At 41.1% G+C, this 26,537-nt stretch carries 27 protein-coding genes and 1 riboswitch; of the genes, 13 read left to right on the forward strand and 14 right to left on the reverse strand.

What is annotated here, in order from left to right; all coding sequences use genetic code 11:
* Positions 1–5 precede the first annotated feature (5 nt).
* Together HDF25_RS17740 and HDF25_RS17745 are read left to right on the forward strand one after the other, a co-directional pair.
* Positions 6–575, forward strand: a complete 570-nt coding sequence (locus tag HDF25_RS17740; RefSeq protein WP_184627177.1) for a hypothetical protein — start codon at positions 6–8, stop codon at positions 573–575.
* A 50-nt stretch (positions 576–625) separates the two neighbouring features.
* The gene (locus HDF25_RS17745; protein WP_184627179.1) at positions 626–1,375 is read left to right on the forward strand and encodes a Bax inhibitor-1/YccA family protein; all 750 of its coding nucleotides are present in this window, start codon (positions 626–628) and stop codon (positions 1,373–1,375) included.
* Between the two features lie 38 nt (positions 1,376–1,413).
* On the opposite strand, the gene HDF25_RS17750 is transcribed toward HDF25_RS17745, so the two are convergent.
* Positions 1,414–2,037, reverse strand: a complete 624-nt coding sequence (locus tag HDF25_RS17750; protein ID WP_184627181.1) for a class I SAM-dependent methyltransferase — start codon at positions 2,035–2,037, stop codon at positions 1,414–1,416.
* A 211-nt stretch (positions 2,038–2,248) separates the two neighbouring features.
* A riboswitch (SAM riboswitch) is annotated at positions 2,249–2,357 on the forward strand.
* Positions 2,358–2,474: 117 nt separating this feature from the next.
* On the opposite strand from HDF25_RS17750, the gene metH reads away from it, so the two are divergent.
* From metH to HDF25_RS17765, 3 genes are all read left to right on the forward strand, one after another.
* Entirely contained in the window at positions 2,475–6,134 is a 3,660-nt protein-coding gene (gene metH, locus HDF25_RS17755) for a methionine synthase (protein ID WP_184627183.1), read from the forward strand.
* Between the two features lie 9 nt (positions 6,135–6,143).
* The gene (metF, locus tag HDF25_RS17760) at positions 6,144–7,097 is read left to right on the forward strand and encodes a methylenetetrahydrofolate reductase [NAD(P)H] (RefSeq protein WP_184627185.1); all 954 of its coding nucleotides are present in this window, start codon (positions 6,144–6,146) and stop codon (positions 7,095–7,097) included.
* A gap of 74 nt (positions 7,098–7,171) precedes the next feature.
* On the forward strand, positions 7,172–7,609 hold the full coding sequence (locus HDF25_RS17765; RefSeq protein ID WP_184627187.1) for an META domain-containing protein: 438 nt from the start codon (positions 7,172–7,174) through the stop codon (positions 7,607–7,609).
* An 11-nt stretch (positions 7,610–7,620) separates the two neighbouring features.
* On the opposite strand, the gene thrC is transcribed toward HDF25_RS17765, so the two are convergent.
* The 4 genes from thrC to HDF25_RS17785 all read right to left on the reverse strand — a co-directional run bounded on the left by thrC (position 7,621) and on the right by HDF25_RS17785 (position 12,946).
* Positions 7,621–8,937 (reverse strand): threonine synthase, encoded by a 1,317-nt coding sequence (gene thrC, locus HDF25_RS17770; protein WP_184627189.1) that lies wholly within the window; start codon positions 8,935–8,937, stop codon positions 7,621–7,623.
* Positions 8,938–8,948: 11 nt separating this feature from the next.
* On the reverse strand, positions 8,949–9,884 hold the full coding sequence (locus tag HDF25_RS17775; protein WP_184627191.1) for a homoserine kinase: 936 nt from the start codon (positions 9,882–9,884) through the stop codon (positions 8,949–8,951).
* Positions 9,881–12,328 (reverse strand): bifunctional aspartate kinase/homoserine dehydrogenase I, encoded by a 2,448-nt coding sequence (thrA, locus tag HDF25_RS17780; RefSeq protein ID WP_184627193.1) that lies wholly within the window; start codon positions 12,326–12,328, stop codon positions 9,881–9,883. Before thrA ends, HDF25_RS17775 begins: the two co-directional genes overlap by 4 nt.
* 261 nt (positions 12,329–12,589) lie before the next feature.
* A complete protein-coding gene (locus HDF25_RS17785; RefSeq protein WP_184627195.1) occupies positions 12,590–12,946 on the reverse strand; it encodes an MmcQ/YjbR family DNA-binding protein in 357 nt (118 codons plus the stop codon).
* 93 nt (positions 12,947–13,039) lie between these two features.
* On the opposite strand from HDF25_RS17785, the gene rsgA reads away from it, so the two are divergent.
* Genes rsgA through HDF25_RS17800 form a run of 3 tightly spaced genes read left to right on the forward strand, consistent with a single transcriptional unit; the run spans position 13,040 to position 14,745 of the window.
* Positions 13,040–13,960 (forward strand): ribosome small subunit-dependent GTPase A, encoded by a 921-nt coding sequence (gene rsgA / locus HDF25_RS17790; RefSeq protein WP_184627197.1) that lies wholly within the window; start codon positions 13,040–13,042, stop codon positions 13,958–13,960.
* A gap of 5 nt (positions 13,961–13,965) precedes the next feature.
* A complete protein-coding gene (gene dtd, locus HDF25_RS17795) occupies positions 13,966–14,418 on the forward strand; it encodes a D-aminoacyl-tRNA deacylase (RefSeq protein ID WP_184627199.1) in 453 nt (150 codons plus the stop codon).
* On the forward strand, positions 14,419–14,745 hold the full coding sequence (locus HDF25_RS17800) for a nucleotide pyrophosphohydrolase (protein WP_184627201.1): 327 nt from the start codon (positions 14,419–14,421) through the stop codon (positions 14,743–14,745). It abuts the gene before it with no gap.
* An 11-nt stretch (positions 14,746–14,756) separates the two neighbouring features.
* On the opposite strand, the gene HDF25_RS17805 is transcribed toward HDF25_RS17800, so the two are convergent.
* Together HDF25_RS17805 and greA are read right to left on the reverse strand one after the other, a co-directional pair.
* Complete coding sequence (locus HDF25_RS17805) at positions 14,757–15,149, reverse strand: HIT family protein (RefSeq protein WP_184627203.1); 393 nt, start codon at positions 15,147–15,149, stop codon at positions 14,757–14,759.
* Positions 15,150–15,160: 11 nt separating this feature from the next.
* Positions 15,161–15,634 (reverse strand): transcription elongation factor GreA, encoded by a 474-nt coding sequence (greA, locus tag HDF25_RS17810; protein WP_184627205.1) that lies wholly within the window; start codon positions 15,632–15,634, stop codon positions 15,161–15,163.
* A gap of 231 nt (positions 15,635–15,865) precedes the next feature.
* Here greA and HDF25_RS17815 point away from each other — a divergent pair, with 231 nt between their 5' ends.
* Positions 15,866–17,743: a M1 family metallopeptidase gene (locus HDF25_RS17815; protein ID WP_184627207.1), complete on the forward strand. Its 1,878-nt coding sequence runs from the start codon at positions 15,866–15,868 to the stop codon at positions 17,741–17,743.
* Between the two features lie 43 nt (positions 17,744–17,786).
* On the opposite strand, the gene HDF25_RS17820 is transcribed toward HDF25_RS17815, so the two are convergent.
* The 7 genes from HDF25_RS17820 to HDF25_RS17850 all read right to left on the reverse strand — a co-directional run bounded on the left by HDF25_RS17820 (position 17,787) and on the right by HDF25_RS17850 (position 23,328).
* The gene (locus tag HDF25_RS17820) at positions 17,787–18,635 is read right to left on the reverse strand and encodes a universal stress protein (protein WP_184627209.1); all 849 of its coding nucleotides are present in this window, start codon (positions 18,633–18,635) and stop codon (positions 17,787–17,789) included.
* A gap of 11 nt (positions 18,636–18,646) precedes the next feature.
* On the reverse strand, positions 18,647–19,090 hold the full coding sequence (locus HDF25_RS17825) for a MarR family winged helix-turn-helix transcriptional regulator (protein WP_184627211.1): 444 nt from the start codon (positions 19,088–19,090) through the stop codon (positions 18,647–18,649).
* A 113-nt stretch (positions 19,091–19,203) separates the two neighbouring features.
* A complete protein-coding gene (locus tag HDF25_RS17830) occupies positions 19,204–19,620 on the reverse strand; it encodes a hypothetical protein (protein WP_184627213.1) in 417 nt (138 codons plus the stop codon).
* 16 nt (positions 19,621–19,636) lie between these two features.
* A complete protein-coding gene (locus tag HDF25_RS17835; protein WP_184627215.1) occupies positions 19,637–20,014 on the reverse strand; it encodes a hypothetical protein in 378 nt (125 codons plus the stop codon).
* A 9-nt stretch (positions 20,015–20,023) separates the two neighbouring features.
* The gene (locus HDF25_RS17840; RefSeq protein ID WP_184627217.1) at positions 20,024–20,950 is read right to left on the reverse strand and encodes a 2-hydroxyacid dehydrogenase; all 927 of its coding nucleotides are present in this window, start codon (positions 20,948–20,950) and stop codon (positions 20,024–20,026) included.
* A gap of 11 nt (positions 20,951–20,961) precedes the next feature.
* Positions 20,962–21,744 (reverse strand): 16S rRNA (adenine(1518)-N(6)/adenine(1519)-N(6))-dimethyltransferase RsmA, encoded by a 783-nt coding sequence (rsmA, locus tag HDF25_RS17845; RefSeq protein WP_184627219.1) that lies wholly within the window; start codon positions 21,742–21,744, stop codon positions 20,962–20,964.
* Between the two features lie 159 nt (positions 21,745–21,903).
* A complete protein-coding gene (locus HDF25_RS17850) occupies positions 21,904–23,328 on the reverse strand; it encodes a hypothetical protein (protein ID WP_184627221.1) in 1,425 nt (474 codons plus the stop codon).
* A 269-nt stretch (positions 23,329–23,597) separates the two neighbouring features.
* Between HDF25_RS17850 and pdxA the strand changes: the two genes are divergently transcribed.
* From pdxA to plsX, 4 genes are all read left to right on the forward strand, one after another.
* Positions 23,598–24,677 carry a 4-hydroxythreonine-4-phosphate dehydrogenase PdxA gene (pdxA, locus tag HDF25_RS17855; protein WP_184627223.1) on the forward strand — a complete coding sequence of 360 codons (1,080 nt, stop codon included), beginning with the start codon at positions 23,598–23,600 and terminating at the stop codon, positions 24,675–24,677.
* A gap of 76 nt (positions 24,678–24,753) precedes the next feature.
* Positions 24,754–25,287: a YceD family protein gene (locus HDF25_RS17860; protein WP_184627225.1), complete on the forward strand. Its 534-nt coding sequence runs from the start codon at positions 24,754–24,756 to the stop codon at positions 25,285–25,287.
* Between the two features lie 18 nt (positions 25,288–25,305).
* A complete protein-coding gene (rpmF, locus tag HDF25_RS17865; protein ID WP_184627227.1) occupies positions 25,306–25,497 on the forward strand; it encodes a 50S ribosomal protein L32 in 192 nt (63 codons plus the stop codon).
* A 100-nt stretch (positions 25,498–25,597) separates the two neighbouring features.
* Entirely contained in the window at positions 25,598–26,536 is a 939-nt protein-coding gene (gene plsX / locus HDF25_RS17870) for a phosphate acyltransferase PlsX (protein ID WP_184627229.1), read from the forward strand.
* The last annotated feature ends 1 nt before the right edge of the window (position 26,537 follow it).

Raw genomic sequence — 26,537 nt, forward strand, 5'->3', positions numbered from 1 at the left:
AAAATATGCACGAAATAGAACCATTTTACCGCTGGCGTGACGACTATATAGCCGCAGAAGATCCCCTGTCACCTTTTTATAACACAGAGTACTCCGAGTTTTATTTCGATAAACAGCTATATAACTTTTTGATTCATCCCCAGTGGGATGATTTTGGGTCAAATACCCTTTATCTTAAAGTTTTGTATGTCGATTATGACCATCATTATGCCATCATTGAATTTATCGGAGAATGGAATGATGCCATTGGAAATGATATTATGCTCCTGAAACGTGAAATACTGGAGCTCATGATTGATGAAGGAATAAATAAATTTATCCTGATCGGCGAAAACATCCTTAATTTTCATGCCTCCGAAGACAGCTATTATGAAGAGTGGTTCCAGGATGTAGAAGATGGGTGGATCACCGGTCTGAATTTTAACCCTCATGTCATAGAAGAATTCAGAAGCAGTAATATCGATTACTATATTAACTTTGGCGGTGAGCTTGACGATTTGGCATGGAGAACAATCAAACCACTCCAGATCTATCATAAAGTTGAAGAAATTCTGACAAAAAGACTAGGGGCATAGCTTTTGCTGATACAAATAGATTCGTATATTTAATTAAAATTAGAAATAACATGGATAACAATAATAATAATTGGTCACAACAATCAGTTTTTGTGGAAAACCAATCAGGAACTGTTGCAAAGAAATTCTTTGCCAATGTGTTTTTGTGGATGTTCGTCGCACTGGGTATATCTACACTTGCTGCTGTTTATATGGCAAATACCCCTGAAATGCTGAATTACCTGATCAACAGACAAACAGGTGGTTTATCAATTTTAGGTTATGTAGCCATGTTTTCTCCTCTGGCACTGGTTCTTTTAATGAGTGCCGGACTGAGCAGACTTTCCTATGGTGCATTATTAGGTGTTTTCATCCTTTATTCGGTACTGACAGGGGTTAGTTTGAGTTTCATCCTGCTGATGTATACCTCAGCTTCTGTAATAGGATGTTTTGCAGCTGCAGCCGGAATATTTGGCTTAATGGCGATCCTTGGATATACTACTAATACTGACTTAAGTAAATTCGGCCCGATCCTGATGGTAGGATTAGTTGGTTTAGTTATTGCAACTATAGTGAATATGTTCCTGAAAAGCCCGGGGTTTGATTATATCATGAGTTTCTTCGGTGTAGCTTTGTTTACAGCTTTAACCGCTTATGATGTTCAGAAACTGAAACGTATCGGTGCTGGTATCGAAGAGAATGGTACAGCAATGGTTGCGGATGATGCTAAGAAATTAGCTATCATGGGTGCTCTTTCCCTATATCTTGACTTCATTAACATCTTCCTGTTCTTATTAAGAATATTCGGTGGAAGAAAATAGACCTTAATAATTTTTAAGGAAAGCCAGTTGAAAAGAACTCAACTGGCTTTTTTGCATTTAATCATAAAGAACGGCTGACTCTCCTTAATCTTTGTGATTTCAACTAATCCAGCCTGGTCAAATTCCTCATGGATTGATTCTGTGTCATAAAAGAACATCTTTACCCCATCAAATATTTCATAACGGTCCTTACTGACAAATTTACCTTGTCCATAAGTATGTGCTTCTTTCGAAATAGCTGTAAAGACCATATATCCATTTTTCTGAATTTGGTTATAGCAGTCCAGAATAAGTTTCTTTCTTTCGCTGGCAGCTAATAAATGAATTAATGCATAGCAAAATATCCCCTCATACTGGTATTTATCAAATGGCATATCAGTTACAGAACCATGATGGATAGTCATCTGGGTACCGTAATGTTTACCCGCCATTTCAATAGCAGTTTTTGAAATTTCAATACCCGTTACTGCTATTCCGTTCTCTATGAAAATCTGCGCATTCCTTCCATAGCCAATTCCAGGTACCAGGATATTTTTCACAGATTGACTGACAAAAAAATCCTTCGTCAATACTGCAGACTTCGATGGTTCCAGGCCCCACATCTCCTGTTTATCTATAAAGCTGGATTCCCAGAATTCGGGTTTATTACTTTCATTTGCCATAATTTCTTCCCTTAAGGTTATTAATTATGCAATGTACAAAGACAAAACTCAGGGCTTATCGGCCCCAGGTAAAATAGTGACTTAACATCCTGCTCCAAATCTAACAGAACATTATTCCGAAGCCCCCTCCTATTTGCTTGTATTTTGCAATTTTATACCGCTTTATCGCTGATTTCTTGGAATTGACTTTTCTTTGTTGCATTTTTGCATCAGCTTATAAAGAAAGACGGAGGGATTAGACCCGACGAAGTCTTAGCAACCTGTGCTTACAAGGTGCTACATTCTACTCGAGCAATTTATTTGTTCCTGAAAGATAAGTTAATTCGATCCGTCACCGGATTTCTGATTAGGCCAGTTTATACACAATTTTCCATCGCATATTTGACCAGGTAATAATGACCTGCAATACGGAAAAATGGCTACCATTTATACAGATAATGAGCATAAGAGAAGAGCTTAAAAAACGAATACTAATCATCGATGGTGCTATGGGCACTATGATTCAGCGTTACATCCTGACCGAAGAAGATTTCAGAGGAGAACGCTTTGCGAATCATCCCTGCGATGTCAAAGGGAATAATGACCTGCTGAATATTACACGCCCTGATATTATCAAGGCAATCCATACCGAATACCTGAAAGCAGGAACAGATATCATTGAGACCAATACTTTTAGTACGCAGCGGATTTCCCTTGCGGATTATAAAATGGAGGAGCTGGACTATGAAATGAGTTTCGAGGGTGCAAAAATAGCACGCGAAGCTGTCGTAGAATTTATGGCCGCAAATCCAGGGCGCGTCTGTTTTGTTGCCGGTGCTGTCGGCCCGACCAACCGTACCCTATCTATTTCTCCCGATGTGAATGATCCGGGATATAGAGCATTGACCTTCGACGAACTCGTAGATGCCTATTACCAGCAGATAAGAGGTCTGGTTGACGGAGGCTCTGACCTGTTATTAATTGAAACTATTTTTGATACCCTGAATGCTAAAGCAGCAATCTTTGCGATTAAAAAATACGAAGAAGTAATCGGCCGTAAAATCGAGATCATGATTTCCGGGACTATTACAGATGCTTCGGGCAGAACATTATCCGGACAAACTGTTGAAGCTTTCCTGAATTCGATTGTACATGCACACCCTTTAAGTATTGGGTTTAACTGCGCTTTAGGAGCCAAAGACATGAGACCGCATATTGAAGAACTGTCGGCTAAAGCCCCCTGTTATGTCTCCGCTTATCCTAATGCCGGTTTACCAAATGAATTTGGTGCTTATGATGAGATGCCTAATGAAACAGCCTCTATGGTTGGAGATTTCATTCAAAACGGCTTTGTGAATATCGTGGGCGGTTGTTGTGGCACTACACCAGAGCATATCGCTGCCATTGCTGCAAAAGCCAAAAATGTTAAACCAAGACAAATCCCCGAAATACCCCGGTACCTGCGTTTAAGCGGACTGGAACCCGTAACCATTACCCCAGACAGCATGTTTGTCAACATCGGGGAAAGAACCAATATTACAGGCTCACCTAAATTTTCCAAACTGATCCTGAGTGGTGATTACGAAGCCGCTTTAACCGTTGCCCGCCAACAGGTAGAAGGTGGAGCGCAGGTCATTGACGTAAATATGGATGAAGGGATGCTTGATTCGGAGGCAGCCATGACTAAATTCTTAAATCTGATCGCTTCCGAACCCGATATTTCAAAATTGCCAATCATGGTTGACTCCTCTAAATGGAGTGTGATTGAAAACGGACTGAAATGTTTACAGGGAAAAGGTATTGTAAACTCTATTTCCCTGAAAGAAGGAGAAGATAAGTTTCGTGAAAGTGCCCGTAAGATCATGAATTACGGGGCCGCCGTTGTCGTGATGGCATTTGATGAAAATGGACAGGCTGATAACTTTGAACGCCGTAAAGAGATCTGTAAACGCTCTTATGATATCCTGGTGGATGAAATCGGTTTCCCTGCCGAAGATATCATCTTTGACCCTAACATCTTAACCGTTGCGACAGGACTGGAAGAACATAATAATTATGCTGTTGATTTTATCAATGCAGCACGCTGGATTAAAGAGAACCTGCCCTATGCAAAAGTAAGTGGCGGGGTATCCAATATTTCTTTCTCTTTCAGAGGAAACAATACCGTACGTGAGGCGATGCATTCTGCCTTTTTATTCCATGCCATCAAAGCTGGTCTGGATATGGGGATCGTGAATGCAGGAATGCTCGAAGTTTATGAAGCTATTCCGGCCGATTTGCTCGAACGCGTAGAGGATGTCCTTCTGAATCGCCGCGAGGATGCAACAGAGCGACTGGTTGATTTTGCAGAAACCGTAAAATCTAAGGGAAAAGAACTGGTTAAAGATGAAGAATGGAGAAAAGAATCTGTAGAATCACGTCTTTCCCACTCTTTAGTCAAAGGAATTATAGAATACCTGGATGCCGATGTAGAAGAAGCCAGACAACAATATGCCCGTCCTATACAGGTTATTGAAGGTCCTTTAATGGACGGAATGAATATAGTCGGGGACCTGTTTGGTGCCGGAAAAATGTTTCTTCCCCAGGTTGTAAAATCTGCCAGGGTGATGAAAAAAGCAGTGGCTTACCTCCTTCCTTTTATCGAACAGGAAAAACTCGATAATCCCGACGGAAATCAGAGTTCATCTGCCGGAAGAATATTATTAGCTACGGTAAAAGGTGATGTCCATGATATTGGTAAAAACATTGTCGGTGTCGTGCTCGCTTGTAATAACTTTGAAATCGTAGATATGGGTGTGATGGTTCCTGCTCAGGAAATCATCAGAAAGGCTAAGGAAATCAATGCAGATATCATTGGTTTAAGTGGACTGATTACCCCTTCCCTTGATGAAATGGTCCATTTTGCCAAAGAAATGGAACGCGAAGGTTTTACCGTTCCGCTGCTGATTGGCGGAGCTACTACTTCCAGGATCCATGCTGCTGTGAAAATAGCACCAAATTATTCCGGACCTGCGATCCACGTACTGGATGCTTCCAGGAGTGTAACTGTTTGCAGTACCCTGATGAATGAAGAAACCCGTGACGGTTATATAGATGGAATCAGACAGGAATACGATAAAGCGCGTGAAGCACACCTGAATAAACGTTCAGATAAACGTTTCAAATCGCTGGAAGAAGCCAGGGCGGACAAATTTGTAATTGACCCGGCTTTAGTTGCTCCTGCACCTAAATTTACGGGTACCAGAACATTTGAGGACTATCCTTTGGAAACCCTCGTTCCCTATATTGACTGGACACCTTTTTTCCATACCTGGGAACTGAGAGGCAGTTATCCAAAAATATTCAATGATAAATCTGTCGGCGACGAGGCCAAAAAATTATATGATGATGCCCGTGTATTATTGCAAAAAATAGTAGATGAAAAATTACTGACTGCAAAAGCAGTAATCGGATTCTGGCCTGCACATGCCAGTGGCGATGATATCATCCTGGATGTAGACGGCAAACCCGTGACCATTCACACCCTTCGCCAGCAGGCAGAAAAAGTTGCAGGAGAACCTTATTATGCCTTGTCCGATTTCGTGGCTGGCCAGGAAAATGGTAAACAGGATTACTTTGGTGGTTTTGCAGTCACTACAGGTATTGGTTGTGATGAAATGGTAGCTGAATTTGAGGCTAACTATGATGATTACAATAGTATTATGGCAAAAGCTTTGGCCGACAGGCTGGCTGAAGCCTTTGCAGAACATCTGCATGAGCTGGTCCGTAAAGACTACTGGGGTTACGCTGCCGATGAACAGCTGAGTAATGAAGACCTGATTAAAGAAGAATATGCAGGTATCCGTCCCGCTCCAGGTTATCCGGCCTGTCCTGACCATACAGAAAAAGAAACCTTGTTTGACTTATTGGGCGCAGAACAAAAAATAGGTCTTCGCCTGACTGAGAGTTTTGCTATGTATCCAACCGCAGCCGTAAGTGGTTTCTACTTCTCCCATCCGCAGTCCAGATATTTTGGCCTCGGAAAAATCACTAAAGACCAGGTAGAAGAATACGCTGTAAGAAAAAACATGACCCTAGAAGACACAGAGAGATGGCTTAGTCCGAATCTGGCTTATTAAACTTATAAAATGAAGATCACCGACCACATAACCAATGCCAAGGGCAAAACCCTGTTCTCTTTTGAACTTTTACCGCCAGTTAAAGGTAAAAGCATTACTGATATCTATAATGCTATAGATCCTTTAATGGAGTTTAATCCTCCTTTCATTGATGTAACCTATCATAGAGAAGATTATATCTACAAACAACATGATAATGGGCTGCTTGAGAAAGTTTCCTATCGCAAACGTCCCGGGACAGTAGCGATCTGTGCAGCGATCATGAATAAATACAAGGTAGATGCTGTCCCACATCTGATTTGTGGAGGTTTTACCAAAGAAGAAACAGAAAATGCCCTGATTGACCTCCAGTTTTTAGGTATTGACAATGTATTGGTCTTGCGTGGTGATGCAAGACATGCTGATTCTACCTTTATTCCTACACCAGGTGGCCATGCCTATGCAACCGATTTATTGGGTCAGGTTTCGGACATGAACCAGGGCCGTTATTTATTTGAAGATCACTCTGCTTTTCAGACTGACTTTTGTATCGGGGTAGCCGGTTATCCTGAAAAACATTTTGAAGCACCGAATCTTAAAACAGATTTTAAATACCTGAAACAAAAAGTGGAAATGGGTGCCGAATTTATCGTTACCCAGATGTTTTTCGATAATGCCAAATACTGTGATTTTGTTGCCCAATGCAGAGCAAACGGGATAAATGTCCCCATAATTCCCGGCCTAAAACCTATTACTTCCTCAAAACAGCTGATTAGTTTACCCAAGATCTTCCACATTGACCTGCCCGAGGACCTGACCGAAGCTATACAGGAATGTAAAACAGAAAAGGACGTAAAAGAAGTTGGTATAGAATGGATGATCCAGCAGTGCAAAGAGTTAATTAAAGTTGGCGCACCAGTTTTACATTTTTACACGATGAGTAACCCTGAACCAACCAAAAGAATTGCAAGGGCAGTTTTCTAATTTATTGTCAGAATCATTCTGCTAAATGATATTTGGCAGATTCTTTGTATATTTCATACTCTACAAAGAATGATATGAGAAGGACGACATTGATGGTACTTACGGTTATAGGCACTTTAACATCCTGTAATGCCTTAAAGAACACAGTAGAAGCAAGTTCAGATTTATCTAAACTGGGAGGAAGCTGGGAGCTGAATTATATCTCAGGACCAAGAATAGCTTTCAACGGCCTTTATCCTGGAAATAAACCAACTTTAGTATTCAGTCTTTCCGATAAAAAAGTTAGTGGGAACAGCAGTTGTAATTCTTTTTCGGGAAAACTCAATGCAGATGATACTTCCATTAATTTCGATCAGCCTTTGGCAATGACAAAAATGGCCTGCCCGGGTGAAGGAGAGGCCATCTTCTTTGAAACATTGAAAAAAGTAAATAAATATACCGTCAAGGGCGATACCGTCCTTAATTTTATGATGGGCGATATCGCGATCATGCGGTTTAAAAAAATAAAATAGCAACAGCCTGCCTAAACGCGGTCTGCTGCTAACAAAAAGGTCTTAAAAGACTCAAAATCTACCTTCATAGCCGTAGCCAGCTTTTCTTTCTTTTTCAATTCCTCAACCTGAGCAGGCACAGTGATCTGCGCAGCAAGCTCTTCAGAGAATATATCAGGGAATTTACAGGCATGTGCAGTTGATAAAAAGACAAAAGAATCGTCAGCTGAAGGATACTGCTGCTGATATTCCTGTACAGCAAGCCAGGCAATTGCCGTATGCGGACAAGCCACATAGTTAAAGCGTTTGAATATATCATTGATAGCCTGAACGGTTTCCCCATCCGAATAACGATAACCTTTGACCATTTCCTTTACAGCTGCCCGGTCTTCCTTAAACATAGCCATAATCCTTACCCAGTTACTGGGTGCTCCGACATCCATCGCATTCGCATAGGTCTGTACCGATGCTCTGGTTTCATAAACACCCGTTTCTAAAAACCGGGGAACCGTATCATTGGCATTGGTAGCCGCAATAAACTGTTTCACAGGAAGTCCCATCCGATAAGCCAGCAAACCTGCTGCAATGTTTCCAAAATTACCGCTCGGCACAGCAAAAACGACACTTCTTTTCCCTTTCCTGAATAACTGGGCCAAAGCGTTGAAATAATAAAAAGTCTGTGGGATCAGTCTGGCAATATTGATAGAATTGGCAGAGGTTAATCTTCTTTTACTCTTCAGTTCTTCATCAGCAAAAGCTTGTTTCACCAGGTGCTGGCAGTCATCAAAAGTACCGTCAATTTCTATTGCCCGGATATTCTGCCCGTTACTGCATAACTGTAGCTCCTGAATCTCACTCACTTTACCTTTAGGATATAAAATGGTTACCCGCGTATTGGCTACCCCAAGGAAACCTAAAGCAACCGCCCCACCTGTATCCCCAGATGTAGCAACCAGAACATCCAGCAGCTGTTCACCGTCCTTCAGGAAATAAGCCATGATCCTGCTCATCAATCTTGCACCAAAGTCCTTAAAAGCCAGTGAGGGTCCATGAAACAATTCAAGCACATAAGTTTGTTCATCCAAAGGATGTAATGGTGCTTCAAAATTGATGGCATCAGTTATAATCGCTTTTAAATCCGCAGCCGGGATATCATCCCCCAACAAGGCAAAAGCAACTTCATAAGCAATCTCAGGCAGTGTATACCGGTCAAGGTGAGCAATAAATTCCGGATCCAGAACCGGGATAGTAACTGGCATATATAGCCCCTTATCCTCCGGCATGCTATTAAAAACCGCAGACTGGAAGTCCATTCTTAAATCGTGATTATTGGTACTGTATAATTTCATAACTACATTTTTTAATCCAGTACAACCGGGCCTTTTTTATTGACCGGTGATACAAATGAAAGACTGTTGATTTGAATTGATTTCAATTGTTTCTGCAATGCCGAAGTTATCTTACTGGCAGTTTCTTCATCCTTGGTCAGTGCAAAGACTGAAGGCCCTGAGCCAGAGATACCAAAACTAATTGCCCCCATTTCCATGGCAATAGCCCTCATTTTGTAAAAATCAGGAATCAGGATAGACCGCGTGGGCTCGACCAGTACATCTACCATACTGCGACCAATCAGGTCATAGTCATTGGTGAATAATCCTGTTACCAGTCCTGCTACATTTCCCCATTGTTTAACCGCGTCCTTCAATAAAACTTTGGAACGGATCATTTGCCTGGCATCTTTGGTCGGTACATCAACTTCCGGATAAACAATTGCCGCACAAAGTGCTTCAGGAAAGGGAAGACTGATCACATCCAGCGGTTCATAACTTCTGACCAGCACAAAACCACCCAGTAAAGCAGGCGCAACATTATCTGCATGCCCGTATCCGCAGGCCAGTTCCTCACCTTTCATCGCAAAAGGAACCATTTCTTTATTGCTGAGCTGATTATCCATCAAAGTATTGATCGCAAATAAACCTGCTACTGTACTGGCCGAACTCGAGCCTAAACCGCTGCCGATAGGCATCTTTTTATGCAGTTCAATATCAACCCCTACATCCGGACGCCCGATATGCTTCAGGTAGTTCTGAACACTTGCACTAACTGTATTTTTAGCCGGATCAAGCGGCAGTCGTCCATCATCACCTGTAATTTTAGAGATCACCACTCCTGGTGTTGCAGAGCGCTTCATCACCACCTCATCCCCGGGAGCATTTACTGCAAACCCTAAAACATCAAATCCACAAACCACATTCGCTACTGTTGCCGGAGCAAAAACTTTTACTGAATCTCTCATTTTTTACCCACGTTTATAATGTCTGCAAATACACCGGCAGCTGTGACTTCTGCACCAGCTCCGGGTCCTTTAACAACCAGCGGACGGTCTTTATACCGGTCTGTAGTAAAAGAAATAATATTATCACTTCCGGAAAGCATGTAAAAAGGATGCGTATCATCTACCATTTGCAGGTTGATTGTCACTTTTCCACCTTCCAGCTTGCCAATATATCTTAAGACCCGGTTTCCGGCTGCTGCCTGTGTCTTTAAATCTTCAAAATATGCTGCATTATTTTCCAGTTCCTGGTAAAAATCTGCCACACTGCTGGCGGCCATGCAGGCAGGAGGCAGCATACTTTCTATAGTTACATCAGTTTCTTCCATTGCATATCCCGCATCCCTGGCCAGGATCAGCATCTTGCGCATAAAGTCTTTTCCATTTAAATCATCCCGCGGATCTGGCTCTGTATATCCTTTATCCTGCGCTTCTTTCACGATTTCATGAAAACGGACTTCATCTTTGAAATTGTTAAAGATGTAGGAAATAGTACCCGATAAGATTGCTTCAATACTAAAGATGTTATCGCCACTTAACATCAGGTCTTTCAGTGTACGGATGATCGGAAGTCCTGCTCCGACATTAGTTTCATAATGAAAATCCACTCCGTATTTCCTTGCCGCAGTTTTGAAGGCAGCGTACTGTGCATATTCTGCTGAATTTCCTATTTTATTACAGGTCACCAGAGAAATACTGGATTCCAGGATTTTCTGATAAAAATTAACCGGGTTGGCACTCGCAGTATTGTCTACAAAAACGCAGTTCGGTAAATTCATCGCTTTCATTTGCTGAACGAATGAAGCCAGATCTGCCTTTTCAGCATGTTGTTCCAGTTCATTCTCCCAGGTGGAAAGATTGATCCCGGTTTTGCTTAAATACATCTGACGGGAATTACTGATTCCCATCACCTTTACTTCCAGATCATTGTTTTTTGCCAGTAAAGGGCTTTGCACTAATAACTGGCGGAACAAAGTTTTACCGATATTCCCGGTACCCAGGCAGAAAACATGCAGGGTTTTCTTCAGATCAGCAAAGAAAGCGTCATGTACCGCATTGACAGCTTTTGATAAATCTGTTTTGGATAAAATAACCGATATATTATACTCAGAAGATCCCTGTGCAATTGCTCTGACATTCACTCCGTTTCTGCCCAGTGCATGGAATAACTTACCAGACATACCAGGGGTATGTTTCATATTTTCTCCCACTATAGCCAGCACGGCCAATCCATTTTCTACCTGTGGATATTCCAGTTTTTTAGCTTGCAGTTCCAGTTCAAATTCTTTGCTGATGATGGCCAGCGCTTTTAATGCATCAGTCGGTTTCACGGCAAAAGTGATACTGTGTTCTGAAGACGACTGGGTAATCAGTACGACATTAATCTGTTCCCTGGATAACAGTGAGAAAAGTCTGCCGCTGAACCCGGCCTTTCCAACCATACCACTTCCTGATAAGTTGAGTATACTGATCTCATCGATAGAAGAGATCCCTTTAATCGGTAGTTTAGAGGTATTGACACCATGACGGATATAAGTCCCGCCAAAAGCAGTATTAAAAGTATTTTTAATGACGATAGGTATCTTTTTCAGGAAAGCAGGAGTCATCGTTGGCGGATAAATAACTTTAGCCCCGAAATAAGACAGTTCCATCGCTTCGGTATAACTCAGTTCAGGCAAAGAAAATGCCTTCTCCACCATCCGCGGATCGGCTGTCAGCATGCCATCCACATCAGTCCAGATTTCTATTTCCTCTGCATTCAGGGCAGCTCCCCAGATTGCAGCAGTAAAATCACTGCCGCCCCGTCCCAAAGTAGTGGTTCTTCCTTCGGTATTGCTTGCAATAAATCCGGTGACAAATAATAGTTTATCCTGGTTTAACCCATAAAAATCCTGGATCAGCAGTTCCGTTAAAGGCGTATTCACTTTAGCCTGTCCAAAATTACTGTCAGTTTTGATCAGCTCAGACCCGTCAACACAAAGTGCATCCGGGAAATCCTGTTTCGCGATATGACTGATCATAAAAACAGAACAGCGCTCTCCGAAACTCAGAATTAAGTCCCTGGTCTGGGGGCTCAGTTCCCTGAGATGATAAACCGATTGCAGGATATCTTCAAGTTCATTGAAGTATATCTTTAACCTGGTGAAAACGGGATTCTGAGCAGCTGCCGGAAGCAGAGTTCTGACAACTTCAAAATGTTTTTCCTCAATTTCTTTCAGTTCGGCAGCATATTCTTCTGCTACCTGCGCTTTTTCGGCCATTGTCTGAAGCAGGTTGGTCACCCCGCTCATTGCCGAGAGTACAACTACTGGGTAATCACCCTGTTCCCGTTCCCGCAAAATGCTGATCAGTGTACGGATGCCTGCTGCTGAACCTACTGAAGTACCTCCGAATTTTAAAATATTCATAATATTTAGGTTAAAAAAAAAGCGCCTTCCGGTTTAGAGGAAGGCGCTTTTTATGGTTTTTTTTATCTTTCTTATCATACCATTATAGAGCCGCCTCCGAGTATCCCGGTGGTAGTAATAATAATGGATGTTGTCAAGTTTGAATTATTTATCATATAGTTATAGCCCATATTGCTTCGTTAGCGCTACGCCATAAAGTAAAGTTATATTTTTCTAATAAGCAAGAAATAAGACAAAAAAATATTTATCCCCAGATTTAAACTACAAACCCAGCTCTGCTTTCATCTTCCTGGTTAATTTACTAACAGCCAACTCATAAGACTCATCAATCCACTTAAAAATCAATTGGTTCTGTAATGAATTATCCATAACTATCCGGCTCCAGTGCCGTTTGCTAAAATAAGATGGCTCCTGCAAAGCAGGATAACGGGCACGCAATTCATCAATCGTTTCCGGGTTACATCTGATACTGATACTTGAAAAAAGGTTAATATCTGTTGCCGCAAACATTTTTCCGGCGACCTTAAAGACCAGGACCTTTGGAAGATTTGCGAAGGGGAAACCTGCATTTACTTCTTTTTTAGCCAGGCAGTAATCATGAAAAGATTCAATGTCCATAAAAATCATTTTAACATAAGCTGTAAATTTATCAAACCTAAGGTCCTGATGCAAAACACCGTTCTCTTTTTCCTTACCTTTATGCCGTAAATTATGCAAGGACTAGTAATAAAATCAACAGGGAGCTGGTATTTGGTTCATGGAGAAGATGGACAGGATTATCAATGCAGGATTAAAGGTAAATTCCGGATCAAAGGAATTCAGACCACTAATCCAATTGCAGTCGGAGATCAGGTAGACTTTGAAATGGAGCCCAATTCTGAAAACGGAGTCATTTATAAACTCCATCCCCGGAAAAACTACATTATCAGAAAATCAATTAACCTGTCTAAACAGGCCCAGATTATTGCGGCGAATTTAGATGAGGCTTTCCTGGTCGTTACACTGGCCTCTCCAAGAACTTCACTGGGTTTTATAGACCGTTTTTTAGTAACCGCAGAAGCCTACCGCATCCCTGCGGTGTTAATTTTTAACAAACTGGATTTGTATAATGAAGACGGTCTGGAAGTGCTGGCCGAATATAAAAGCATATATGAACGCCTGGGTTATCCCTGTTATGAAGTTTCTGCCCTGGAAGGGACTAATATCCCTTTAATAGAGAGCCTGCTCAAAGATAAGACAACCTTATTCTCCGGTCACTCGGGTGTAGGAAAATCCAGTCTCATCAATGAACTGCTCCCTGGAAGAAGTATCAAAACAGGAGAAATCTCTGAAGCCAGTGATAAAGGACAGCACACGACTACTTTCGCAGAAATGCATACACTCCCTTTTGGTGGTTACCTCATTGATACCCCGGGTATCAGGGAGCTTGGGATATATGATATCAAACCCGAAGAGCTGGGACATTATTTCAGGGAAATGCGTGATCTGATGCACCTGTGTAAATTTAATAACTGCCGCCATATCAATGAACCTAACTGTGCTGTACTCCAGGCAGTGGAAGACGGTGAAATAGAAAGCAGCCGTTATGAAAGTTACCTGAGTATCTATCATGGTAATGAAACCAGAGCATAAACGGAATGAGAGCAGTTATACAAAGAGTTACCCAGGCCAGCTGCCATGTTAACCAGGAACTTACCGGTGCCATTGAAAACGGCTTACTGGTTCTGCTGGGCATTGAAGATGCAGATGAACAGGAGGATCTGGAATGGCTCGCGGCTAAAATTTCCAACATCCGGATTTTTAGTGATGAACAGGGTCTGATGAATAAATCTCTTGCTGATATAGATGGAAATATTTTGCTGATCAGCCAGTTTACCTTGTTTGCCGCGACCAAAAAAGGAAACAGACCCGGATTTACCCGTGCAGCAAGACCGGAAAAGGCGATTCCACTTTATGAAGCCATGATCCATCAGTTGACTGCACTACTGAATAAACCGGTACAAACAGGGATTTTTGGTGCAGACATGAAGATAAGCCTTGTCAACGACGGTCCCGTTACTATATTGATTGATACCAAAAACAAAGAATAAATGACTATACAGGAAGCACAGGAGACTGTCGATCAGTGGATCAATACAACTGGTATCCGCTATTTTAATGAACTGACCAATACAGCCATTTTAATGGAAGAAGTAGGCGAAGTAGCCCGGATCATGTCACGCAGATATGGTGAACAATCTTTCAAAAAAAGTGATGAAGCTGTTGACCTGGGTGATGAAATGGCAGATGTATTATTTGTACTGATCTGCCTGGCTAATCAGACTGGCATTAACCTGACTGAAGCCATGGAAAAAAACCTGATCAAAAAAAGCATCAGAGATGCTGACAGACATAAAAATAATGAGAAATTAAAATAGCACAGTTAAGATTATAACTGTGCTTTTATTTTCAGGGCAGCTTCTTTCAGCTCTTCCTGTGATGGGTTTAGTTTAGCTTTACTGAAATTCATGTCCCCTACCGCATTCATCGGGATCAGGTGGATATGTACATGGGGTACCTCCAAACCAATCACTGCCATCCCGACTTTAACGCAAGGAAAGGCCTTTTTCAGCGCTTCTGCTACTATCTTGGCAAATAAAGTAAGACCAAAATAACTCTCTTCGTCCATATCAAATATATAATCGATTTCCTTTTTCGGAATAACCAGTACATGACCCATAGTTAAAGGGCTAACATCCAGAAATGCCATAAACTCTGTGGTCTCGGCTACTATATGTGCCGGGATTTCGCCGGCTACGATCTTAGAAAATATACTTGACATATAAAAGTGGTTTATCTTGTGATTTCCAATATTTCAAATTCGATTTTTCCTGCCGGAACTTCAATCTCTGTCTTATCTCCCACCGATTTCCCCAATAGTCCCTGTGCAATCGGTGATTTTACCGAAATCTTACCGGTTTTCAAATCTGCTTCCGACTCCGCAACCAGCTGGTAAGTCATCGTCGCACCGTTTTTAACATTCTTTATTTTTACGATAGAAAGGGCCAGTACCTTTGTCAGGTCCAGTTTCGACTCGTCAATTAACCTTGCTGATGCAAGCGTGCTTTTCAATTTGGATATTTTTGCTTCATGCAGACCTTGTGCTTCCTTAGCAGCATCGTACTCCGCATTCTCAGATAGATCGCCTTTGTCTCTTGCTTCAGCTATAGCTTTGGAGATCAATTGTCTCCCCGTAGTAGTTAAGTAATGTACCTCTTCCTTTAGCTTATCTAATCCTTCCTGAGTGTAGTATGTTACCTCTGTCATAGCTCAATTTTATTATTTGTAAAACCTTTAAAATACAAACAAGACTATATCGGCTTTTAAGCCCACATAGTCTTGCTTCAATTCAAACGAAGATAACAGGCAATTCTTACAAAAGCAAATCTTTTAATTTGAATTGTTTGGAAAGCGCTTAAAACAATTACTTTTGGGTGCCTGTATAAAATTACCAGACCAATTTTATACAGGTTCTGAATGCACCATAAAAAAATATTTATGAACAAAAACTTTTTCAAAATAGCCGCTCTGTTCCTGTTAGGTACGTTGACAGCCCAGGCTCAGGAATTGTATATGCCAAGAAATATCAAAGCAGCATACGATAAAGGTACCCGTTCTCTGGATGGTAAACCAGGGAAAAACTACTGGCAGAATAAAGGAAAGTACGATATGACGATCACCGTCACCCCAAATGACAAGGTGGTTAGCGGAACGGAAACCATAACTTATACCAATAACAGCCCGGACACCCTTCACAGAGTTGCTATCAGGTTTGTCAATAACCTCCATAAACCAGAAGCACCAAGATCAGGTTATGTGAGCAAGGATTTTTTAACCCCCGGCTTAGATATTAAATCGTTTTCAGTAGATGGACAAAAATATAATGTGAACAGCAAAGACTGGGGTACAGTAGCCGATGTTGCGCTGAAGAGTGCCCTTGGACCAGGAAAAACAGCAACCTTTACTATTGACTGGAGTTACCCACTGTCAAAGGAGAGCGGAAGAGAAGGGCAGCTTGACAGCACAACTTTTTTTGTCGCTTACGCTTTCCCAAGAATTTCCGTTTACGATGACTATAATGGCTGGGACAGAATCCCTCATACAGACCGTACCGAGTTCTATAATGATTTTAATGATTACCTGTTAAATGTAAAAGCACCAAAGAACTACGTAGTCTGGGCCACAGGTGACTTAAAGAACCCGGACGAAGTACTACAGCCTAAATTCGCAGAGAAGCTTAAAAAGTCTTATACGAGCGATGACGTAACCTCTATTGCCAGTGCCCAGGAGATGGCTGCCGGAGAAGTGACCAAACAGAATGACTGGAATATCTGGAAATTCACAGCAGATCATATTACCGACGTAACCTTTTCAATGAGCAATCATTATGTATGGGATGCCGGAAGTGTAGTTGTAGATAATAAAACTAACCGCAGAGCAAGTGTACAGGCTTCTTATGACAGTAAAGCCAAAGACTTCTCTCACGCAGTAGTCTGGGGTAAACAGGCGCTGGACTGGTTTTCAAACAACTGGCCGGGCATACCTTATCCATTCTCTAAAATGACCGCAGTTCAGGGCTTTGCAGACATGGAATATCCGATGATGGTTAATGATTCAAGCACACCGGATCTGGAATTCAGTCAGTTCGTCCTGAACCACGAAATTGCGCATACTTATTTTCCTTTTTATATGGGGACCAATGAAACCCGCTATGCCCATATGGATGAAGGCTGGGCAACTACCCTGGAATACCTGATTGGTCAGCACCAGCTGGGCAAAGAAGTTGCAGATGAAAGTTACAAAAAATTCAGGGTTGTACGCTGGATCAAAGATCCTTCGACTGAAGAAGATCAGCCGGTTATAAGCTTATCGACACAAGTATCAGGAGTGGGTTATGGTAACAATGCCTATGTTAAACCTTCACTGGCTTACCTGGGTTTAAAAGATCTGTTCGGAGATGCGCTGTTCAAAAAATACCTGCATGCCTATATGGACCGCTGGAATGGTAAACACCCTATTCCATGGGATTTCTTTAATACGATTAATGATGTTTCCCATCAGGACCTGAACTGGTACTGGAACAACTGGTTCTTCAGCAATAATTATATTGATCTGGCCATCGACAAAGTAACTATCAAAGGATTAACCTACAGCATTTCGATCAAAAACACAGGTGGATTTGCTATTCCTTTCGACATCAAAATAACTTATGCAGATGGTTCTGCTGAGACTATCCATGAAACACCGCAGATCTGGAAATTTAATCAGAAAGCGGTTAATGTACAGTTCAATGCAAAGAAAACAGTTTCATCCATCGTTTTAGACGGGGGCATCTATATGGATGCCAAACCCGCAGACAACAGCTGGACAAAATAAACTCATCAAAAAAGGCCTTGTATTTATACAAGGCCCTTTTTGTTTATTTAAGGATCAGTACGGGTTTGCCCGCATCTCTGGACAGCCCTTCTGTGATACTCTGATGCGTTAAACTATACAAGAAGCTATGTTCTCCAGGCAGTGCAATGATCAGTTGCTGCTGATGCTGATCAGCAAACTCAATGACTCCTTTCAGGATATCGTTCTCATCCGAATAAAACAATTCGTATTCATAATCAGCCAGCATCTCTTTGAGAATCCCATCAATCTCCTGTACGGGATGCTCCGGGTCAAGATGTTTATTTAACGGATCCACATTTAAAAGAGCCAGTTTGGGATGAGGCCAGTGTTTAATACCATGTAAACGTTTCAACAGACCTACATGGTTCAGCGTTTTAAAATCACAGGCAACGAGCGCATTGGTTACAGGTACATACCTGGCATCCGGTGGGACAATGAATACCGGTACCGGACTGATCCTGGCCAGTTCAATCATATGATCCCCTACTGAACTCTTTTCATCCACAAAATCATTATTGCTGCCTAAGAGTAATACATCGGGTTGCTCCTCTTCAATCAACTTTAAAGCTGCACGCAGTAAAGGCATCTTCAGAAATACAGTTTTAATGGTAGTCCCTGCCCCCAGCTTCTTTAAAAGCTGTGCCTTTAATTCTTCTAACTGTCTTTTGAGCTTTCCTCTTAGCTCCTGGGCTTCATTTTCGCCCGTCTGGATAAAATCAGGCGTAGGGATTATCTGTTCAAAGAGAGAAACATAACACTGCGTAAAAAGAATAATCTGTTCAACATGACGATGGTTACTCAAATCAACAGCATAATTAATGGCATTAATGGAGGATACTGAAAAATCTACAGGTATGAGAATTGTCTTCATAATCAATCATTTTAATTAATATTTTGAGTCAGTTGCCGGATAAGTGCTGTCGTGGATAAAATAGTCTCAGCTGTTAAATCTTCGGATGCGGCTGCATACATTTCAATCGCCCAGGGAAGGAGTTTCTCCTGAAGGTTTTTCCCGTCTGTAGTCAGATAAACCAGATTGCTCCTTCTGTCATTCCCGTCTTCTTCTCTTTTCACCAGTTCGCGTTTAACCAGATTATCTATCAGATAGGTCATACTCGCCTTTTCTTTAATAATACGATCTGCTATTTCCTGCTGATTGATTCCATCCCTTTCCCAGAGACACATCAGTACCTCGAGCATTTCATACGTAATATTAAGCTGGTTTTCTTTGATTCTTCGTTGAATAAACTGACGGGAACGGATCCGGAGCTCAATGACTGCGCGTCCGAGTTCAAGGGCTAATAAGGCTTTACTTTTAGTTGTCATAACCTATTCCATTAAAAGACATATTAAAGTTAAGCAATAGATAGTATAGATCTATACTATTATTTCCGGAACAGGAATTTTTGACATTAAGATTTTATTAGATACTCAAAAGATCAGGATTTTATCCTGATGAACCGATAATGGATAAAGAAAAACACTGTTGAACAAACGCCAATAGTCAACACAGAGGTCATAAATACGGAAGACCATATTTCCAGGGCAGAGAAAGTACTCCAACTTGCCACACGGTCAGCAAACTCCAGATAATTCATCACTAACCAGCAAGCAGTTAATAATGAAGTACTGTATACGCCCTGGATAAAAGATGTATGACCTCTTTTACCCAGCGTCAATAATAAAACATTTAAAAACAAGAGAACGGGAAGGCAAAACCAATGGAGATAAGAAATGGGTGAACCACTCAGATCCCTGGCCGAAGGTCCGTCTGGCGCAGCCCACATCACCTGGATATAAGTACAAACAACTGCAGCAACGTTGATACAAATAATTTCACGGGTCACTGGCCTCATAAATTTCATAAAAAAATTAGCGTACCCTTCCCAGGTCAAACTTCAGCGTACTGAAAAAGATAATAATCCCGATGATAGTCACAATCAGCAACAGTAGCATAAAGCTTAAAATCCACACCCATTTTTTGAAGACGAAACCCAGAAGGAGACAAGTTATAAAATGCAGCATCGCCAAGACTGTCAGCGTCGCCGGACTATGAAAGATCATGGCTAAAGAAGTATAAACACAACAGACCGCCAGGCTTAATCCAGCGGCAGTATAATTGTTAACCGGTTTATTTTTATCCTTAACGGACGGGTACAATACCACAAACACCAGGATCAGGATCAGAAACAGGGTTGGAAGTATATAGAAAAATAAGGTCTCAATAAGTGTTGAATGAATCACTTCCATGTTACGAACCTATTGAATCCGTTCCAGCTTATCAGCCAATACCTCTGAAATCTTCCTGTAAGAATCAAATGTCCATCCACCTACATGGGGAGTAAGTATAACTTTTTGTGATGCGCTCAGCTCCTCATACCAGGATTGTTCGGCCAGATTCGGGAATTTTTCTGCTTCCAGTACATCCAGTCCTGCTCCTAAAATTTTGCCGGAGTTAATGGCTTTCAGTACGGCTTTGGTATTGACAATTTCACCCCTTGCCGTATTGATAAAGAAGATATTTTTTTTGAAGTGATAGAAATATTCTTCATTCACCATTTGCCTTGTTTCGGCGGTCAGCGGGATATGCAGACTTAGAACATCACTGTGTTTAACAATCTCTTCCATGCTGCATTCTCTTGCATAAGCATCAGAAAAACCTGTTTTATATTTATCATAGGCAATCACATTGACTTCGAAACCGGAAAGTTTCCTGGCCATACTGCTACCCATAAAACCGTAACCGATGATTCCTACTGTTTTACCCTTAAGCTCCCATCCACGGTTACCTTCGCGGTCCCAGATTCCATTTCTGATCTCTATATCTGCTTTTCGGTGGTTGTTAATCAGTGAAAGCAGCATACCCATCGCATGTTCCCCTACAGCATCCCTGTTTCCTTCGGGTGCATTCAGCAACTGAATATTTTTTTCCTTAGCATAAGCTTCGTCAATATTATCCAGCCCGGCACCTGCTCTGGCTACGAATTTAAGACGCGGGGCAGCCTCCATCAGCTCCCTGTCTATTTTAAATTTAGTCCGTACAGCTATGCCATCATATCCGGCAATCACAGCCAGCGTTTCTGCTCTGGTGATTTTCGGAAGATCATCAACTTCATAACCTAATTGTGCTGCCCTGTCTTTAAACGCGGGATGTAGATCATCAACAATTAAAATTTTACCGCTCATCTGCTCTGAAATTATAAGGAAAGCTTAGTTACCAGCTGTGTAAGGGCTATAAAATCCTCTACAGTTAATTGCTCCGCTCTTTTTTCGAAATAAATATGGTCATTCATTTTCACTTTAGGCAATACGCCCGAAAGTGCATTACGTAATGTTTTCCGACGCTGGTTAAATCCAGCTTTCACAACCGTCCAGAACAGTTTCTCATCACAGGGCAATGTTTCCCTGTCATTTCTGCTTAGACGGATCACGCCCGAATTGACTTTAGGCGGCGGATTAAAAGTTCCTGGTTTTACCGTAAACAAATAGTCGATATTGTAATAAGCCTGGATCAGTACACTCAAAATTCCATAATCTTTGGTCCCGCTTTTTGAAGCACAGCGTTCGGCTACTTCCTTTTGAAACATCCCAACCATCTCAACTACATTTTCACGGTGCTCCAGAACCTTAAACAGGATCTGTGAAGATATATTGTAAGGGAAATTACCTATGATAGCGAACTTCCCGGAAAAAACCTTCCGGAGATCCATAGCCAGGAAATCACCATTAATTAATCTTTCTCCCATCTGAGGATATTTATCGTTCAGAAAATGGTAGGATTCGACATCGATATCAATCATATAAGTCTCCAGGTTTTCTCTTTCCAGCAAAATATCTGAAAGAATCCCCATACCCGGTCCTACTTCCAGCACCTGACGGTATTGGTCGGTATGAACTAAACCATCTACTATTTTAGCCGCTATCTTCTTATCGGTCAAAAAATGTTGTCCTAAATGTTTCTTCGCCCTTACCAAACTCATATGATTATTGTTTATTTCTGTAACCCGGAGAGTTAATTCTGTTTAAAGCTAAACAGGCCATTCTCCACTAAAAGTTGCAAAATAACTAAAGTTTTACGAGTAAAGGTCAAATTTTAAAAATCCGGTGTGTTTTGAGCTCAGTTACAGAGTGGATTTCAATTAGTAATATTGGCGGTCTTCTGTCCTGATCATAGTAATTTCAAGGAATTCTTCAATTTCTGAAGCAAAAGCAATAGCATCCTGCTCTTTGAAAGAGCCAAAATCTGCAATCAGCTGCGTTTGATGAGTTGGAAGATTGAGCTTAAGCGTGATGTTTGGTTGTGAATCCCTAAAGTAACTGCTCAGAAAAACCAGGCTATTCGCTTTGATATCGCTACTATTTAAAATCATTGCCTGTTCCGGACTGGCAAAACCAATCTTACCGGCCTGGGGATCAATCCAGATCAGAAACTGAGTATCAGCAGTAAATAATGATTGAAAACAGGCTGGTGTATAACGGGCATAACATTCAGCACCAGGCGCTAAACGATAATTAGTATCTATTGCTGCGCTGAAAGGAAATACCCGATAACCAATAGCAGCTGTAATTTGTAAACTCTGCTGATAAGTATCTGTATAATAACGGGTCAGATCAGGTTGATAATTTATAAAAAGCCAGCATACTCTGTCATAGTCTTTTAAATCTTCACTATACAAAAGACTAATATTTACACTTACCCGGTCTCTGGTATAAGTACAGGACAAACGATGATCCCTTTCTTTTTTAACCTCCCAGCCCTGGAAATAAGTATCCAGGTGCGATTCCAATTTCCCGAATGCTTTTTTCGGATGACTCCCTAACTGCATACAGCAATTGGTCTTAACAACCGGAAGATCAGAATTAAATCCTTCCTTCGGGACATAACCATCTGTTCTATATTCCAGATAGTCTAATTTGACGCCATTTAATACAAAAGGTGCATTGATCCTGTATTTTGTGGAAATAAATAATTCATTGGGATGAAGATCAGGAACTTCATGAACCAGTGGATTGGCGATTAAATCTTTATACGTTCCCCATTGAATCATAACGGACTGGTCATCCAGCCAGATTCCTTCCTGTAATAAATCAGCCGATGAGCTTCCTGCCGGATGAATAATCATTTCATCAGGGGCATCTTTCCGCCATAGAACCACAGATAATGTATCTTTTTCTATAAAATCGAGATAAACTTCCCGGTCAAATCCCGGTAGTTTCCATAACCACGACTCCAATTGCTGAAATCCGTCCATCCAGCTGGATGCATCCAGTTGCGGGGTGGTGAAACTTTTTATACTTACCCAGAAATAAGGCCCGTCTGTAAGTTCTTCCTCCGGACCAAAAGTGTATTTCTCTGCTGTGATATAGTCAATTTGCGTAAAAACAATTGATTCGTCGTCCCTGTTTGGCCCTGAAATCCCTATTGAAGAATGTCTGGTATTGATTCTGGAATCCTTAAAGATACTGGTTGCGAAACGTGTTTTAGGATATATCCTGGATGGAATTCCATCTTTTTCACTATTTTTATCACTACTTCTTTTAAACCAGTCAGCTATCCTGTTCATATGATGATGGGGTCGTTCTCTTTTGTAAAGATAGGAATACTGTTCGAGATAAGGCCACCATAAGGCCACCATGAGGCCACGTTCAGGCCACCTTTTACTTAGGAAAAACGTGGCCTCACCATCCCCTCAGGATACCTTGAATATGGACTCATTACGACCAGCATCAGAACAGTACCTAAACATAACCCAACCAGACTAGTATCATTTTTTTTTCATAACTCCCCCAGATCAAATGGAATTCTGTATTTTGCGCAAATTTTCATTTGAACATGAGCAATAAAATCAAAATAGGTATCAGTATAGGTGATGTAAATGGAATCGGTTTAGAAGTTATTCTGAAAACATTAGCCAATAACAGTATTCTTGATTACTGTACTCCTATCGTTTATGGACATACAAAAGTAGCCTCTTACCATAGAAAGGCACTGGCTCTGCCGGATTTCAGTTTTAACGTGATCAATGATGCAGAAGCTGCCAATCCTAAAAAGGCAAACATGATCAACTGCTGGGAAGAGGATGTAAAAATTGAACTGGGCACAGCCAATGAAACTGGCGGAAAATATGCCTTGTTATCTTTAGAAAGAGCAACCGAAGACCTGGTTAAAGGAAATATCGATGCTTTAGTTACCGCTCCGATCAATAAACATAACATACAATCAGAGAATTTTAAATTCCCTGGTCATACAGAATACCTTCAGGAACGTTCCGGCAGTGCCGACGTATTAATGTTCCTGATTAGTGAAGATATCCGTGTGGGTGTCGTTACCGGGCATATTCCTGTTTCTAAGGTTGCAGAAAGCATTACCAAAGAAAGTATTGTCAAAAAGCTGATCATGATCAATAAGAGCCTGAAAAGGGATTTCTGGATTGAGAAGCCTAAAATTGCCGTTCTTGGCTTAAATCCGCACGCCGGAGACAATGGTTTACTGGGTTCTGAAGAACAGGATATTATTATGCCTGCCATACAGGAGGCCTTCGATTCGGGGGTAATTTGTTTCGGTCCTTATCCGGCCGACGGATTCTTTGGCAAAGGTTCCTATAAACAATTTGATGCTGTACTCGCGATGTATCATGACCAGGGCTTAATTCCGTTTAAAACGATTGCTTTTGGAAGTGGGGTTAATTTCACCGCAGGAATGAAATATGTACGTACCTCACCTGATCATGGCACAGGTTACGATATAGCCGGAAAAAACGTTGCAGATCCTTCTTCTTTCATCGAAGCAGTTTTTGCGGCAGTACATATTGTCAAACACAGACGTGAACAGGACGATCTGTTAGGCAATCAGTTAAGAAGCGGCGGAAAAATTATAGAAACTGCAGCAGATGTGAAGGATGATGCAAATTAACAAACAATAATATTTCTAAAACATTTCAGAAATATCAAATTAATTCATACATTTGCGGGCTAAAATTTTGTTACAATTGAAACCTTTAAAACAATTCTCGATTCCGTTTACTGGCTTAAAAATTGGCAAGCATCAATTTGATTTTGAGATTGATAACAGCTTTTTTGATGCCTACGAGTACTCTTTAGTCAAAAAGGGTGCCCTTAAAGTAGCGGTAGAACTGGATAAACAGGAAACAATGCTGATTTTAAAAATCCGTTTAACCGGAACGATAAGATTAGAGTGTGACAAATGTTTAGCTGAATTTGATGCACCGCTTGACATTGCTGAAAGACAGATTGTAAAGTTTGCAGAAGATGAACTGGAGAGTGATGATTTAGAGATCATCATCCTGAATAAAAAAGAAAGTAGCATTGATATTGCTGATATTCTATATGAATTTATCACTGTATCAGTACCCTATATAAAAATTTGTGAGCAGAACGGCAATGGTGCCAAATGCGACGAAGAGATGATTGAAAGACTGGAAAGTCTGGCTAATCCCGCTCAGCAAGAAGAGAATACAACAAGTGCTGACCCACGATGGGAAGCATTAAAAAAATTAAAATAATAATTAAATAAAACATCAATGGCACATCCAAAACGCAAGATCTCTAAAAGTAGAAGAGATAAAAGAAGAACACACTATAAAGCGGTAGCTCCTTCTTTAGCTACTTGTCAAACTACTGGTGCAATCCACACTCCACACCACGCATACAATGTTGATGGTAATTTGTACTACAACGGTAAACTGGTTATTGAAAATACCACAATAGGTTAATTTTCCTGAGAAATTGTTTGTGTTTTCAGCCTGTTTAAGTTTAACTTAGGCGCTTGAAAAAAAAGGCAATAATGCTTTACTCACAAACTGATTTTTTACTATGAAAATAGGTCTCGATATAATGGGCGGAGACTATGCTCCCAAAGCGAACGTTTTGGGAGCAATAGCTGCTCATGAATTACTAGCGCCCAATGAGCACTTAGTGCTGATTGGTGATACTCAGCAAATAAAGCCTTTGCTTGCCGAGAATGGGTTCAATCCCGATCACTTTGAATATGTTCATACCGAAGAGGTAATTGGTATGGGCGAACATCCCACAAGAGCAATTGCTCAAAAACCAAACTCAAGTATTTCTGTAGGTTTCTCCATGTTAAAAAAGGGAGAACTTGATGCATTCGTCGGAGCGGGTAATTCCGGTGCGATGATGGTAGGTGCTGTTTTCAGTGTAAAAACAGTTCCGGGCATCATCAGGCCATGCCTGTGTACAATCGTTCCAAAACTTGACGGGGGAAGGGGTTTAATGCTTGACGTTGGTGCAAATGCCGATTGTAAGCCAGACACTTTACTCCAGTTCGGGGTTTTAGGAAGTTTATATGCAGAAAATGTGATGCAGATAAATAATCCAAAGGTTGGTCTGATCAATATTGGTGAAGAAGATGAAAAAGGAAATATGCTGAGTCTGGCAACTTTCCCTTTGATGAAAGAATGTAATCTCTTTAACTTTATAGGTAATATTGAGGGGCGTGATTTATTCAATGAAAAAGCAGATGTTATTGTTTGTGACGGGTTTACCGGAAACATTATGCTTAAATTGGCTGAATCGTTTTACATAATGACGATCAAAAAAGGACTTAAAGATGAGTTCTTCGACAGATTCAATTATGAAAATTACGGTGGAAGTCCGGTTCTTGGAGTAAATGCACCTGTGATCATAGGTCATGGAATCTCCTCGCCTACCGCTGTTAAAAACATGATCTTTCAGGCGAGAGACATGATATTAACAGGTCTGGTAGAAAAAATACAAGATGCATTTAAATAAA

The sequence above is a fragment of the Pedobacter cryoconitis genome (genome assembly GCF_014207135.1).
In the GTDB taxonomy this organism is placed as follows: Bacteria; Bacteroidota; Bacteroidia; order Sphingobacteriales; family Sphingobacteriaceae; genus Pedobacter; species Pedobacter cryoconitis_D.